The organism is Streptomyces sp. NPDC058257, assembly GCF_042881845.1.
Lineage (GTDB): Bacteria > Actinomycetota > Actinomycetes > Streptomycetales > Streptomycetaceae > Streptomyces.
Genome location: NZ_JBHVXJ010000003.1, coordinates 655,436 through 668,127 on the forward strand (window position 1 = coordinate 655,436; position 12,692 = coordinate 668,127).

Annotated in this window: 11 protein-coding genes and 1 riboswitch; of the genes, 5 read left to right on the forward strand and 6 right to left on the reverse strand. The window is 70.2% G+C overall.

Annotated features, from left to right (window positions below):
• Nucleotides 1-14: 14 nt before the first annotated feature.
• Complete coding sequence (locus ACFVXC_RS11975; RefSeq protein WP_389904237.1) at nucleotides 15-2,597, reverse strand: ATP-dependent DNA helicase; 2,583 nt, start codon at nucleotides 2,595-2,597, stop codon at nucleotides 15-17.
• 257 nt (nucleotides 2,598-2,854) lie between these two features.
• Nucleotides 2,855-3,012: riboswitch (cyclic di-AMP (ydaO/yuaA leader) on the forward strand.
• A 7-nt stretch (nucleotides 3,013-3,019) separates the two neighbouring features.
• On the opposite strand from ACFVXC_RS11975, the gene ACFVXC_RS11980 reads away from it, so the two are divergent.
• A complete protein-coding gene (locus ACFVXC_RS11980; protein ID WP_389904239.1) occupies nucleotides 3,020-4,216 on the forward strand; it encodes an NlpC/P60 family protein in 1,197 nt (398 codons plus the stop codon).
• A gap of 76 nt (nucleotides 4,217-4,292) precedes the next feature.
• On the opposite strand, the gene ACFVXC_RS11985 is transcribed toward ACFVXC_RS11980, so the two are convergent.
• On the reverse strand, nucleotides 4,293-4,646 hold the full coding sequence (locus ACFVXC_RS11985; protein ID WP_389904241.1) for a hypothetical protein: 354 nt from the start codon (nucleotides 4,644-4,646) through the stop codon (nucleotides 4,293-4,295).
• Between the two features lie 318 nt (nucleotides 4,647-4,964).
• Here ACFVXC_RS11985 and ACFVXC_RS11990 point away from each other — a divergent pair, with 318 nt between their 5' ends.
• On the forward strand, nucleotides 4,965-6,011 hold the full coding sequence (locus ACFVXC_RS11990) for an NlpC/P60 family protein (protein ID WP_389904242.1): 1,047 nt from the start codon (nucleotides 4,965-4,967) through the stop codon (nucleotides 6,009-6,011).
• Between the two features lie 72 nt (nucleotides 6,012-6,083).
• On the forward strand, nucleotides 6,084-6,722 hold the full coding sequence (locus ACFVXC_RS11995; RefSeq protein ID WP_389904244.1) for a hypothetical protein: 639 nt from the start codon (nucleotides 6,084-6,086) through the stop codon (nucleotides 6,720-6,722).
• Nucleotides 6,723-6,764: 42 nt separating this feature from the next.
• Here ACFVXC_RS11995 and ACFVXC_RS12000 read toward each other — a convergent pair whose 3' ends face one another.
• Nucleotides 6,765-7,601 (reverse strand): LuxR C-terminal-related transcriptional regulator, encoded by an 837-nt coding sequence (locus tag ACFVXC_RS12000; RefSeq protein ID WP_389904245.1) that lies wholly within the window; start codon nucleotides 7,599-7,601, stop codon nucleotides 6,765-6,767.
• Nucleotides 7,598-8,887 (reverse strand): PspC domain-containing protein, encoded by a 1,290-nt coding sequence (locus ACFVXC_RS12005; protein ID WP_389904247.1) that lies wholly within the window; start codon nucleotides 8,885-8,887, stop codon nucleotides 7,598-7,600. The genes ACFVXC_RS12000 and ACFVXC_RS12005 overlap by 4 nt, the downstream gene beginning before the upstream one ends.
• A 184-nt stretch (nucleotides 8,888-9,071) precedes the next feature.
• On the opposite strand from ACFVXC_RS12005, the gene ACFVXC_RS12010 reads away from it, so the two are divergent.
• Nucleotides 9,072-10,406 carry a PspC domain-containing protein gene (locus ACFVXC_RS12010; protein ID WP_389904250.1) on the forward strand — a complete coding sequence of 445 codons (1,335 nt, stop codon included), beginning with the start codon at nucleotides 9,072-9,074 and terminating at the stop codon, nucleotides 10,404-10,406.
• Nucleotides 10,393-10,668 (forward strand): hypothetical protein, encoded by a 276-nt coding sequence (locus ACFVXC_RS12015; RefSeq protein WP_389904252.1) that lies wholly within the window; start codon nucleotides 10,393-10,395, stop codon nucleotides 10,666-10,668. Before ACFVXC_RS12010 ends, ACFVXC_RS12015 begins: the two co-directional genes overlap by 14 nt.
• Nucleotides 10,669-10,720: 52 nt before the next feature.
• Here the strand turns inward: ACFVXC_RS12015 and ACFVXC_RS12020 are convergent, their stop codons facing one another.
• Together ACFVXC_RS12020 and ACFVXC_RS12025 are read right to left on the reverse strand one after the other, a co-directional pair.
• Entirely contained in the window at nucleotides 10,721-11,245 is a 525-nt protein-coding gene (locus tag ACFVXC_RS12020) for a DoxX family protein (protein WP_389904253.1), read from the reverse strand.
• A gap of 132 nt (nucleotides 11,246-11,377) precedes the next feature.
• The gene (locus ACFVXC_RS12025; RefSeq protein WP_389904467.1) at nucleotides 11,378-12,643 is read right to left on the reverse strand and encodes a hypothetical protein; all 1,266 of its coding nucleotides are present in this window, start codon (nucleotides 12,641-12,643) and stop codon (nucleotides 11,378-11,380) included.
• Between the last annotated feature and the right edge of the window lie 49 nt (nucleotides 12,644-12,692).

The following is a 12,692-nucleotide window of genomic DNA, read 5'->3' on the forward strand; positions in this document are numbered from 1 at the left end:
CCGCCGCCCCCGCGTTACAGCTTCTCCACCGGCGCGTACCGCAGCAGGAGCCGCTTCGGCTTGGGCTCTCCGAAGTCCACCGTCGCCTCGGCGTTCGCGCCCGTGCCCTTCACCCCGACCACGGTCCCGAGGCCGAACTGGTCGTGCGTGACCCGGTCCCCGATCGCCAGCGCGACCACCGGCTTCTCCGAGGCGCGGCGCGTGGCGAAACCCTGCGCTCCCCCGGTGCGCGAGCGCGACGACGACAAGGAAGAGGCGATTCCGGCCGCGGGACCTGAGGAAGCGGGCGCGCCTACGGAACCCTTCCGCTTCCAGTCCAGGTGGACCTCCGGGATCTCCTCCAGGAAACGCGACGGAGGGTTGTACGAGGGCTGCCCCCAGGCGCTGCGCATCGAGGCCCGCGTCAGATAGAGCCGTTCACGCGCGCGCGTGATGCCCACGTACGCGAGGCGGCGCTCCTCCTCCAGCTCCTTGACCTGGCCGAGGGAGCGCATGTGCGGGAAGACGCCGTCCTCCATGCCGGTCAGGAAGACGACCGGGAATTCGAGGCCCTTGGCTGTGTGCAGCGTCATCAGCGTGATGACTCCGGAGCCGTCGTCCTCCTCGTCGGGAATCTGGTCCGAGTCGGCGACGAGCGCGACCCGCTCGAGGAACTCGGAGAGCGTGCCCGACACGCTTGTGCCCGCGCCCGCGTCTTCTTCCGCGCCGCCGGTTCCGCCCTCGGCCTCGTCCTCAGCCTCGTCCTCAGCCGCCCCTTCGGCCGCTCCTCCGGCCTCCCCTTCGCCGTCTTCGCCATCCTCGCTGCCGCCACCGCTGTCGTGTTCGAACTCAAGTGCCACGGCGGCGAGTTCCTGGAGGTTCTCGATGCGCGTCTCGTCCTGCGGGTCGGTCGAGGCCTGCAACTCGGCGAGATACCCGGTCCGTTCGAGCACGGCCTCCAGGACGACGGCAGGGCCCGCACCGGACTCGACGATGGTCCGCAGTTCCTCCATCAGCGCGTTGAAGCGCTTGACGGCGTTCGCCGAGCGGGCCGCCATTCCGTACGCCTCGTCGACACGCTGCAGCGCCTTCGGGAAGGAGATCTTCTCGCGCTGCGAGAGCGCGTCGATCATCGCCTCCGCGCGATCGCCGATGCCCCGCTTGGGTACGTTGAGAATGCGCCGCAGCGGTACGGAGTCCTCCGGGTTGGCGAGCACCCGCAGATACGCGAGGACGTCCCGGACCTCCTTGCGCTCGTAGAAGCGGACGCCTCCGACGACCTTGTAGGGCAGGCCGACGCGGATGAAGATCTCTTCGAAGACACGGGACTGTGCGTTCGTCCGGTAGAAGATCGCGACGTCGCCCGCCTTCGCGTCGCCCGCGTCGGTGAGCCGGTCGATCTCGTCGGCGACGAACTGTGCCTCGTCGTGCTCGGTGTCGGCGACATAGCCGGTGATGCCCGCGCCCGCGCCCGCGTTGGTCCACAGATTCTTGGGGCGACGGCTTTCGTTGCGTTCGATGACGGCGTTGGCCGCGGTCAGGATCGTCTGCGAGGAGCGGTAGTTCTGCTCCAGGAGGATCGTCGTCGCGTTCGGGTAGTCCTCCTCGAACTGGAGGATGTTGCGGATCGTGGCGCCGCGGAAGGCGTAGATCGACTGGTCCGCGTCACCCACGACGCACAGCTCGGCGGGGTCGTCCCCCTCGCCTCCGGAGGGGCCGACCAGCTCGCGCACGAGGGCGTACTGGGCGTGGTTGGTGTCCTGGTACTCGTCGACCATCACGTGCCGGAAGCGGCGGCGGTAGTGCTCGGCGACGTCCGGGAACGCGCGGAACATATTGACCGTCGTCATGATCAGGTCGTCGAAGTCGAGGGCGTTCGCCTCGCGCAGCCGCGACTGGTACATCGCGTATGCCTGGGCGAGCGTCTTCTCGAAGCCGTCGGCGGCCTGTCCTGCGAAGGTCTCCTCGTCGATCAGTTCGTTCTTCAGGTTCGAGATCTTGGCGCTGAAGGACTTCGGCGGGAACTTCTTCGGGTCGATGTCCAGGTCACGGCAGACCAGGGCCATCAGGCGCTTGGAGTCGGCGGCATCGTAGATCGAGAAGGAGGAGGTGAAACCGATCGTCTTCGACTCGCGGCGCAGTATGCGCACGCACGCGCTGTGGAAGGTCGACACCCACATCGCGTTGGCCCGCGGCCCGACGAGCTGCTCGACGCGCTCCTTCATCTCGCCCGCGGCCTTGTTCGTGAACGTGATCGCCAGGATCTGCCCCGGGTGCACGTGCCGCTCCGCCAGGAGATACGCGATGCGGTGCGTGAGGACCCGGGTCTTGCCGGAGCCCGCGCCCGCGACGATGAGCAGCGGGGAGTCCGCGTGCACGACGGCCGCGCGCTGGTTCTCGTTAAGACCGTCGAGCAGGGCCGCCGGGTCCAGCACGGGGCGTGGGGCGCCGTCGCGGTAGTGCGCGTCCCGGGGTGCGGGCGCGTCGAACTTCCCGTCGAACAGATCATCCGGAACGGACTCCGGAGCACTGTCCTCGGGCGGCGGCGGGGGCTCTTCCTCCGAAGCCCGCGAGGGCTTGAGGTCCGCCAGGAAGCTGTCATCAAAGAGGCTGCTCATCGCCTCCCGAGTCTAGGCGGCCCCACTGACAACCCGCTCCGGGTTCCGGCCACGTCCACTCACGAACGTCCACTCGCCTACGCCCCGCCCGCGGCCGATCACTCTCCGCCACGGCAAGACGTGTCCGCGTCAAGAGCCTCGTAAAGTCACGAAAACGTATCGGGCATATCGAACATCAACCTTCACACGAGCCACACGAGTTGGCTAGCGTGCTGCGTGGGCTGCTCGTACTCCCACCGGCGAACCCCGCCGGGAACGAGTGGCCTCCGCCGAGTTCGATCTCCTCGGAGCCGGGGACCCACGATGAACTTGGGGTGAATCGGTCCCGTACGAAGTACGGGACTGTAGGGCAACCTTCCGGAACCACCCGCCCGAACCCGACAGCTAACCCGGTAGGCGGTCTACGGAAGGAGTCGCCTCCCTTGGCGTCGCACCGCAAGCCGCGGACCCGCATTGCCGGCCTACGCGTCACCCCCGCCATCGGCATCACGACGGCCGCCCTCACCTCCGTGGCCCTGCTGTCACAGAGCGCGCAGGCGGCACCGTCCGCACCACAGAAGCCCAGCCTCGAAGAGGTCCAGAAGAAGGTCGACGACCTCTACCACCAGGCGGGTGTGGCCACACAGAAGTACAACTCGGCCAAGGAGCGCACCGACAAGCAGCGCGAGAAGGTCGACACCCTTCTCGACGATGTGGCCCAGCGCACCGACAAGCTGAACGAGGCCCGCCAGGAGCTGGGCGCGTTCGCCGCGGCGCAGTACCGCACCGGCGCCGTCTCCGAGACCGCCACGATGATGCTCGCCGACGACCCGCAGGGGTACTTCGACCAGAACCATCTGTCGGACCGGCTGACCGCGCGCCAGAAGAAGGCGGTCGACGACTACCAGACGAAACAGGCCGCGGCGACGAAGCAGCGCACGAAGGCCACCAAGAGCCTTCAGACGCTGAGCGACTCGCGGGACGACCTCAAGACGAGCAAGCGAACCGTCCAGAAGAAGCTGGGCCAGGCGCGCACGATGCTCTCGAAGCTGACGGCCGAGGAGAAGGCGCGGCTCGCGGCGATCGAGAAGAAGAAGGAAGAAGCGGCCAAGCGCAAGGCCGCCGAGCTGGCCCGCAAGCGGGAGGCGGAGGCCAAGCGCAAGGCGGCGGAAGAGGCCGCGGCGAAGGAACGCGAGAAGAACAAGGAGACCCCGGACACCGGTTCCGGCTCCGGTTCCGGTTCCGACGCGGGTTCGGGCTCCGGCTCCGGCAACACGGACAGCGGGTACGCGGCGAAGGCAGCGAAGGTCATCAACTTCGCCGAGGCACAGATCGGCAAACCGTACGTATGGGGCGCCACAGGACCCGACTCCTACGACTGCTCCGGCCTCACCCAGGACGCGTGGAAGGCCGCGGGGATCTCCCTGCCGCGCACGACCTGGGACCAGGTCAAGGTCGGCACGACCGTGAAGACCGCCGACGCCAAGCCCGGTGACCTGGTCTTCTTCTACGACGACATCAGCCACGTAGGTATCTACATCGGCAACGGCAAGATGATCCACGCCCCGAAGCCGGGTGCGAACGTCCGCACCGAGTCGATCTACTACATGCCGATCCACAGCGTGGTACGGCCCGCGTAACCACCGCCCCCCGCTCACGAGAAGACGGCCCTCCACGCGCGCGTGGAGGGCCGTTCTCCGTGAGTGGGGGGCGGGATCAGGTCCACAGCACCGCGATGAAGATGTTCGCGACGGTCAGAAGGCCGACGGCGCCGAACATCCCCTTGTCCACCTTCTCCTCGTCCCGCTTCACGTAGACCAGCGCGAGGATCACGATCAGCACGGCCATCTTGATGCCGATCTTGAGGTTGTTGACCGGGTTGTCGTCCGCCTGGTTGAGACCCACCAGGACGACGCCCGTGACCAGCATCGTCAGCGCGCCGTGCAGCATCGCCGGGTTGAAGCGGGCCGCGCCCTCGCCCATCTGCTTCATCTGAGTGAGGAAGCCGCCCAGGAGGGAGGCGATGCCGATGATGTGCAGGCCGACGAAGAGGTGGGTGAGAACGTCCATGAGCCGGAGCCTAGCCGGGGCCGTATCACCACTCCGTAGCCAGGTGGGCCCCAAGCGCCGCATCGGTCACACGCCTAAGGGAAGGGCGCCCGGTCCGGCCGATCGCACAGCCACATTCGGTCACCGGCGGCACACTTCAGCCAGTTGCGCACATTCCGTCACCATCCCGTGACGGTCAGGTTTAGCGTCCTTCGTCAGGTGTCCGGCTCCCCACCGCCGCTCCGAACAGGGGCGGCAGTCGGACACCACCGCCGAGAATCCGGCGGCGGTCCGCTCCCCCTGTGTGGGCCGCCGCCGGAACCTTAAGGAGCCCCCTACGTGGCAGCGCACCGCAAGCCCAAACAGCGCTCGCTCAGTGGCCATACGGCCCGTACCGCCGCCACCATCGCCCTCGCCGGGGCCGCCACCGCCATCGTCTTCGACGGCACAGGACACGCGGATCCACGGCTCACCCCGGCCGCGGTGAAATCCAAGGTCGACGCGCTCTACCGCGAGGCCGAGGTCGCCACAGAGAAGTACAACGGCGCCAAGGAGAAGGCCGAGAGCGCCGAGAAGTCCCTGGGCGAGCTGCGCGACGAAGCGGCCCGCAAGACGGAGAAGCTCAACTCGGCGCGCGAAGGCCTCGGTGCCATCGCCGCCGCGCAGTACCGCACCGGTGGCATCGACCCGGCCGTCCGGCTCGCGCTCTCCTCCGACCCCGACCAGTACCTCGAGCGTGCCGCGCTCGCCGACCGGGCGGACAGCCGCCAGGCAGCGGCCGTCACCGGCGTGCGGAAGCAGCTCCGGGAGATTGACCAGTTGCGCGGCGAGGCCGACGACACACTCGTGGGCCTCAGGTCCCGTCAGGCGGAGCTGAGGAAGAACAAGAAGACCGTCACCGGAAAACTCGACGCGGCCAAGCGGCTCCTGTCGCAGCTCACCGCCGAGCAGCGCGCGAAGCTCACCGGCGACGGCGACAGGGCCTCCCGCACCGCGGGCCGTGACGGCTCCCTGGGCGTCCCGGCCAAGGCCCCCGACTCCCGCGCCTCAGCGGCTGTCTCGTACGCCTACAAGGCGCTCGGCAGCCCCTACGTATGGGGCGCCACCGGTCCCAACGCCTTCGACTGCTCGGGGCTGACCCAGGCCGCCTACCGGTCCGCGGGGGTCGCCCTGCCGCGCACGACGTACGCGCAGATCAACGAGGGCCAACGGATCCCGCGCTCTCAACTCCGGCCCGGGGACCTGGTCTTCTTCTACCAGGGCATCAGCCATGTCGGGATCTACGTGGGCAACGGCCAGATGGTCCACGCCCCGAACCCGAGCGCACCGGTACGCCTGGCCCCGATCAGCCAGATGCCGTTCGCGGGGGCAGCCCGGGTGGCGTGAGCGGTCTCGGTGGGGGGGCGGGGTCACGGGTGGCCCGAAGGCCCGCGCGGCCCCGCGGGTACTGTCAGGGCCATGCCCCGCCGTACGCTGCCGCCGCCTCCGCCACCCGCCTGTCTGCGCACCTGGCCGGACCGGAACGCGCTGCTGCACGACCGCGGCATGGCGCTCGAAGAGCTGCGCAGGCGGAGCCTGGGCATGCATCGGATCCTGCTGCTCTGGCTGCTCGCGCTCGGCTGCGTCATCGGCTGGGCGCTTGTGACGGTGCCGATCGAGATGATCGAGGACGACGATCCGATGGCCTTCGTCCTGGGCCCGCTCTGCGCGGTCCTGGGCCTCGGAGCTCTCGTTCCCTCGGTGATCGGCGTCTTCGTCGGTATCCGCAGCGACCGCAAGGCCCGCGAACTCACCGAAAGCTGGCTGGCGCTGGACAGCCACCCGGCATCCGACTCCGCTCTCCGCTCCCCCGGGCTCAGCCTCTGCTGGCTCCTCTCGTCCCTCCTCGTCTGTGCGGTCGGCCTGTGGGCGTCCTTCGCGGCCGCCGCCTACGCCGAACCGGGACGGGACTCGTACGGCGACGTCGTGCTCGGCATGGGCACGGGCCTCATCCTGTGGCTGACGGGCCTCGTCGGCATCACCAAGGCGGTGGGCCACTACCGCTGGGCGATACGGAAGTTGGGCCCCGCCCCCGCCGCGAACGACGCGCACCGCTGAGTCAGGGCCGGACCGTCGCCGAAAGCACGGCCGGCCCGACCGTCAGACCAGCCGCCGCGCCGTCGCCCACCGCGTCAGCTCGTGCCGGTTGGACAGCTGGAGCTTCCGCAGCACCGCCGACACATGCGACTCCACCGTCTTCACGGAGATGAAGAGCTGCTTGGCGATCTCCTTGTACGCGTACCCGCGCGCGATGAGCCGCAGCACCTCCCGCTCGCGCTGGGTGAGGCGGTCCAGGTCCTCGTCGACCGGCGGCGCGTCGGTCGACGCGAACGCGTCGAGGACGAAACCGGCGAGGCGCGGCGAGAAGACCGCGTCGCCGTCCTGCACACGGAAGATGGAGTCGACCAGATCGGTGCCGGTGATCGTCTTGGTGACATAGCCGCGGGCACCGCCACGGATGACGCCGATCACGTCCTCGGCGGCATCCGAGACGGAGAGCGCGAGGAACCGCACAGGGCTCTCGGCATCGGACATCAACGGAGCACAGCGGCGCAGCACTTCCACCCCGCCGCCGCCCGGAAGGTGCACGTCGAGGAGCACGACCTCGGGGCGCGTCGTCGTGATGACCGTGACCGCCTGGTCGACGTCCGCGGCCTCGCCGACGACCTCGACACCGGTGATCGCGGTCCTGCCGATCTCCGCCTGGACGCCCGTGCGGAACATCCGGTGGTCGTCGACGAGGACGACGCGCGCTCGGCGCCCCTCCTGGTCACCACCGACGGCGGCACCGGCCGCATCGGCCGTCGCACCGGCGGGCTGAGCCGATCCGGTCGCCCCGGCCGACGTGGTCGACTCGGTCGCCCCGGCCGACGCGATCGGTTCGGCCGCACCTTCTGATCCGCCCCTGGGCCCCACGGGCTCGCTCGCTTCGCTCATGTCGTCGCCGTCCTCTCCATCTCCAGCTCGACTTCCGTGCCGCCCCCCGGCACCGCGCGAAGCCGCGCCGTGCCGCCGTTGCGCTGCATACGGCCGATGATCGATTCTCGTACGCCCATGCGATCGTCCGGCACGGAATCCAGATCGAAGCCGGGGCCGCGGTCCCGGACGGACACGAACACCGTCTGCCCGTCGACTTCGGCGAAGACCTGCACCGCACCGCCGTCGCCACCGTACTTGGCGGCGTTCACCATTGCTTCCCGCGCGGCCTGCGTCTGCGCCGTCAGACGGTCGTCGAGCGGGCAGTCGCCGACTATGACGACCTCGATGGGGACGCCGTGCTTGTCCTCCACCTCCGCGGCGTCACGCCGGACCGCTTCGGCGAGGGTATTGGGCTCGTCCGCCTCGTCCTTGCCCGTGCCCTCGGGTTTGTAGAGCCATTGGCGCAGGTCGCGCTCCTGGGCGCGGGCCAGACGGCGCACCTCTGAGGCGTTCTCGGCGTTGCGCTGGATCAAGGTCAGGGTGTGCAGGACCGAGTCGTGCACATGGGCGGCGACCTCTGCCCGCTCCTGGGCGCGGATACGCATCAGCCGCTCCTCGGAGAGGTCCTGCATCATGCGCACGAGATAGGGGCCGGCGAGCAGCGCGACGCCGACGAGCACGGCGAGCGCGGCCTGCAGCACGGAGCTGAGGTGCGAGGTGGAGCCCTGCAGCACGACGATGCCGGTGACACCGGCGCCCACGAGCAGCACTCCGGCCCCCGCGCGGGCGATGGTCAGGGTGCGCCTGCGGCGGCCAACGGCCATCCAGCGGGCCCGGCGGGCGTTGTCGGCCTGCCGCCAGACCAGCGCGACACCGGCGCCGACGAGCAGGGTCGGCCAGAGGTAGGCCTTGGTGGAGCTGCCCAGATCCACATTGCCGACGAAGACCATGGCGACGATGACCATCGCGAGCAGCGCGACGAGCTGACCCCTGTCCGGCTTGCGGGCCACGAGTCTGCGGCGCCCGTCGGGCGCCGTCTCGCTGGTGACGGCGGAAGGCGGGCGCTGGGCGTCGACCCCGCCGACACCCAGCGGCACGAAGAACCAGAACGCCGCGTACAGCAGAGCGCCGAGTCCGTCCGCCATGAACAGACCCGCGAAGATCAACCGCACCCAGACGACGGGCAGCCCGAGATGACCGGCGAGGCCGCGCGCGACACCGCCGAGCCAACGGCCGTCACCGCTGCGATAGAGCTTTCGCAGCGGCCGCTCGTCTTCGATGGATACTGCTGCGGCTTCCGGCATGCCTCCGATATTCACACGCGTACGCGGGCACGGGCATCAGGGTCGACCCCCGAGACGTCCCTGATCTCCGCCTCGGACGGGGGTGGCGTGGCGGTCGGGGCAGGGACGTGTCAGGGGCGATCTCAGGGTTCGTCCAGGGTTGTCCCGGCTGCCGCGGCGGCCTCCTGCCCGTCACCATGGACACATGACAGACGAGCAGCCCGCCGGGACGGGCCCGCAGACCGCGCCCGATCCCCTGACCGCCACGGCGCAGGAGCCGGGCGGGCCGATGGTCGTGCGGGCCTTCCGCCGCGACCGGCGGCACAAAAGGCTGGGCGGTGTGTGCGCGGGGCTCGGTCAGCACTGCGACATGGACCCGGTGATCTTCCGGATCGGGTTCGCACTCATCTCCGTCACCAGCGGGCTCGGCCTTGTCTTCTACGGCTTCGCGTGGCTGTTCGTCCCCTTCGAGGACGAGGAGGAGAACGAGGCGCGCAGGCTCCTCTCCGGCCGGGTGGACGGCCAGGCCCTGACGGCCGTGCTCTTCGCGCTCGTCGGCTGCGGCGTCTTCCTCTCTTTGCTGAACAACGGCGGGGCACTCGCCTTCGCCGCCGTCCTCTCACTGCTCCTCGCGGGCGCGGGGTACTGGTCGCAGCAGCGCGGTACGACCGACCCCGACCCGGTGGCGGCCCAGGCCGTGGCGGATGCCCCGCCGGAGGCGAAGGCACCTCCGGTGGCCGGTGCCCCGTCGTGGTGGCGGGACCCGATCATCAAGGACGGCACGCACGACGGGATCTCGGGCTATTTCTGGGGGCCCGAGGGAGTGACCGTCCAGTATCAGCCCGACCCCCCGCACGGGCGGATACGGCAGTGGGAGCCCGAGACGGCCCCCCCGTCCAAGCCGCGCGGCCCACGCTGGATCGGCGGCCTCGTCTTCTTGGGGGCGCTGCTCGCCGGCGGTCTCGGCACCGCCCTCACGTGGGAGGAGCAGTCGCTCAGCACCAGCCTGCAGACCGGCCTGGCCCTCGCCCTCGCCGTGTTCGGCGTCGGCATCGCGCTCAGCGCCTTCCTCGGGCGCACCGGCGTGGGCTCGATCGTGCTCGCGGTGATCACGGCCGGGCTGCTCGCGGGCGCCGCCGCACTGCCCAAGGACATCACCACCAGCTGGGGGGAGACGGAGTGGCGACCGACCGCGGCCGAACAGGTCAAGCCCCGGTACGAACTGGGGACGGGCCTCGGCACACTCGACCTGACCCGCGCCGGGCCCGGCAAGGGCCGGACGCTGAGCACGAGTGCCGAGATGGGAGCGGGGCAGCTCAAGGTGGTCCTGCCGAAGGACAGCACGGTGAAGCTGGACATCGAAGTGGGCGTCGGTGACATCCAGTTGCCGGACGGCCATAAGGGAGACGTGGACATCGCTCCGGGCAAGGGGAAGTCGGTGACGCTGGCCCCGCCCGCGGGCAGCAAGAACGGCGGGACGCTCGAGATGCACGTCGAGGTTGGCATCGGACAGGTGGAGGTGGCCCGTGCTACGTCATGAGTTCCATCCCGGCAAGCTGGTCCTTGGCCTGTTCTTGCTGATAGCGGCCATCGCCTATGCGGGCGACGCGGGCGGCATCTGGGACACACCGTGGTTCATGGCGTTCCCGCTCCTCCTTGCGGGGCTGCTCCTCGGAGGCGCGGCGGCAGCCGTGTCCTACGGCATACGCGGCCGATCCTCGGCCCGCACGGCGAACCGCATATCGGACCGCACGACGGACCGCTCGACGGACCGCTCGGCCGACGACTCCACGGACGCCTAGCCCACTGCGGCCCGCCCCAGCCCGGCCTAGCCCGCCCCAGCCCGACCGAGCCTCAGTCGAGCCCCGACGCGTACCTGCGGCGGGCCGTGATCATCGCGTCGGCCGAGAAGACGGACGCCCCGGCGAGGATCAGCGGAAGCCAGGCCATCAGGTAGGCCAGGTCGTTGCCGTAGTAGTAGGGCTCGGTGGACCAGCTCACGGTCAGCCAGAGGCTGAGCGAGATCAGCGCACCGCCGAGCGCGGCGATCCGGGCGAACAGACCGACGAGGGTACCGATGCCGACGGCCAGTTCGCCGAGGGCGATGGCGTAGCCGAAACCGACGGGGCTTTTGAGGGAGAGGTCGACGAGGGCCGGAAAGGCGGAGATGTCGCGGACGCCTTCCATCATGTCGCCGATGGACCCTGAGCCACTGGCCGACATGAAGGCGCTGTCGGTGAGCTTGTCCAGACCCGCGTAGATGAAGGTGACGCCGAGGAAGATCCGGAGCGGTAGCAGGGCATACCGGGAAGCGCTCTCCCGCCAGCCGCTGCTTCTGACGTAGCTGGTGTGGCTGTCGGTACGCATGCCGTGAGCCATCGCTCTCGCCGCCTCTCCCGTTGACCCGCTTCGCCCATGGACCCGTCATCTGACGATACGTACGAACAGGGGGGCCTGCTCAGTGGCTTGCACCGAATTCGCGAGGACCTGCTCGACGGCAAGACGGTGGCTTCAGTCCGTGACGTCGATCGTGCAGCGGTTCGTCTCCACGCCCGCGGCCGTGATCACCTGGACGTCGACGCGCCCCGGCTCCACGTCGACCGGGACGGGGACGGTCAGGGCCGCGTCGGTCGGGTTGGTGAAACCGCCCGGCACGGGGACGAGCGGCACGTGGACGTGCACGGTCCCGATGCGAACGACCATACGGGCGAGACGATCGGCGGTCTGGGCGCCCGGGGGCACGAATCCGGCGCCGCGGATCTCGATGTCGTCGCCCGTGCGGATGGGGGCGTCGAGATCACCGGCCTCGCGGGCGCGCACCACGGAGAGGATCACGGGCCGGCCGCCCTCGGCGTACTTGCCCGCGAGGTATGTCGCCGCCGACACCAGGACGAGGAGTGCCAGGCCCCACGGCAGGTCGGGCAGCTGCTCGGGGCGGCGCGCGAGGCGTACGGCGGCGAAGACCATGGCGACGGCGCCGACCAGGACGTACTGCACGTCCGCGAAGCTGCCGCGGCCCGCGTCGTCGGTGAGCAGGTCGGCGGCCCGGGGGCGGTCGGCGGGCACCTTCTGCAGCCGCTGGCCAAGGACGCGCAGGCCCACCACGCGGCGTACGAGCACGGCGACCCCGCAGACCACCGCGAGGACGGTCACGACGCCGACGGCGCGGGCGAGGTCGAGCCCGGCGATCAGTTCGTCCCGCTCGCGGTGGCCCGAAGCCCCGGCGAGCTCGCCCACGAGGACGAGCACGGAAAAGACGACGAGGAGGACCCAGCAGGCGGCCACCGCACGGGAGGTGGAGAGCCGGTTGTCCTCGCCGATCAACGGCGCGAAGATGCCGCCGCGCGCCCGGTGCGCATATCCGGCGCCGGTCAGCAGGCCGCCGACGACCACGGCCGCGAGTACCCCGGCGCTCCGGGCAAGGGTCCACCCGCTGCCGATCGCGGTGAGCGCCTGGACCAGGAGCAGGACGCCCACGGCCACCCAGACGACGCCGACGGTGCGCGGCCACAGCCGGCCGAGCCAGGCCTCGCCCTCGGCCCGGCCGCGTTCGGCGACGGCGCGTGCGGACTGGGTCAGCTCGTCCGACACCCACTGCCGGGAAGCGCCCGCCGAGTGGGCGACCGCCGCGGGCAGCCCCTGTCCCGCCGCCAGCTCGTCGCGCTTGGCGAGGAATGCGGCCACGGCACGCCGATGCCCCTCCCGCGCACCGTGCGGGCAGTCGCCACATGTGCAGCCGCCCCCATGTGCGCCCCGTCGCGCCTCCTGCACCGCCACCACCGCGTACGCCGCCTTCCCCGCCCTCGTTCGAGCACCGAAACGTGAA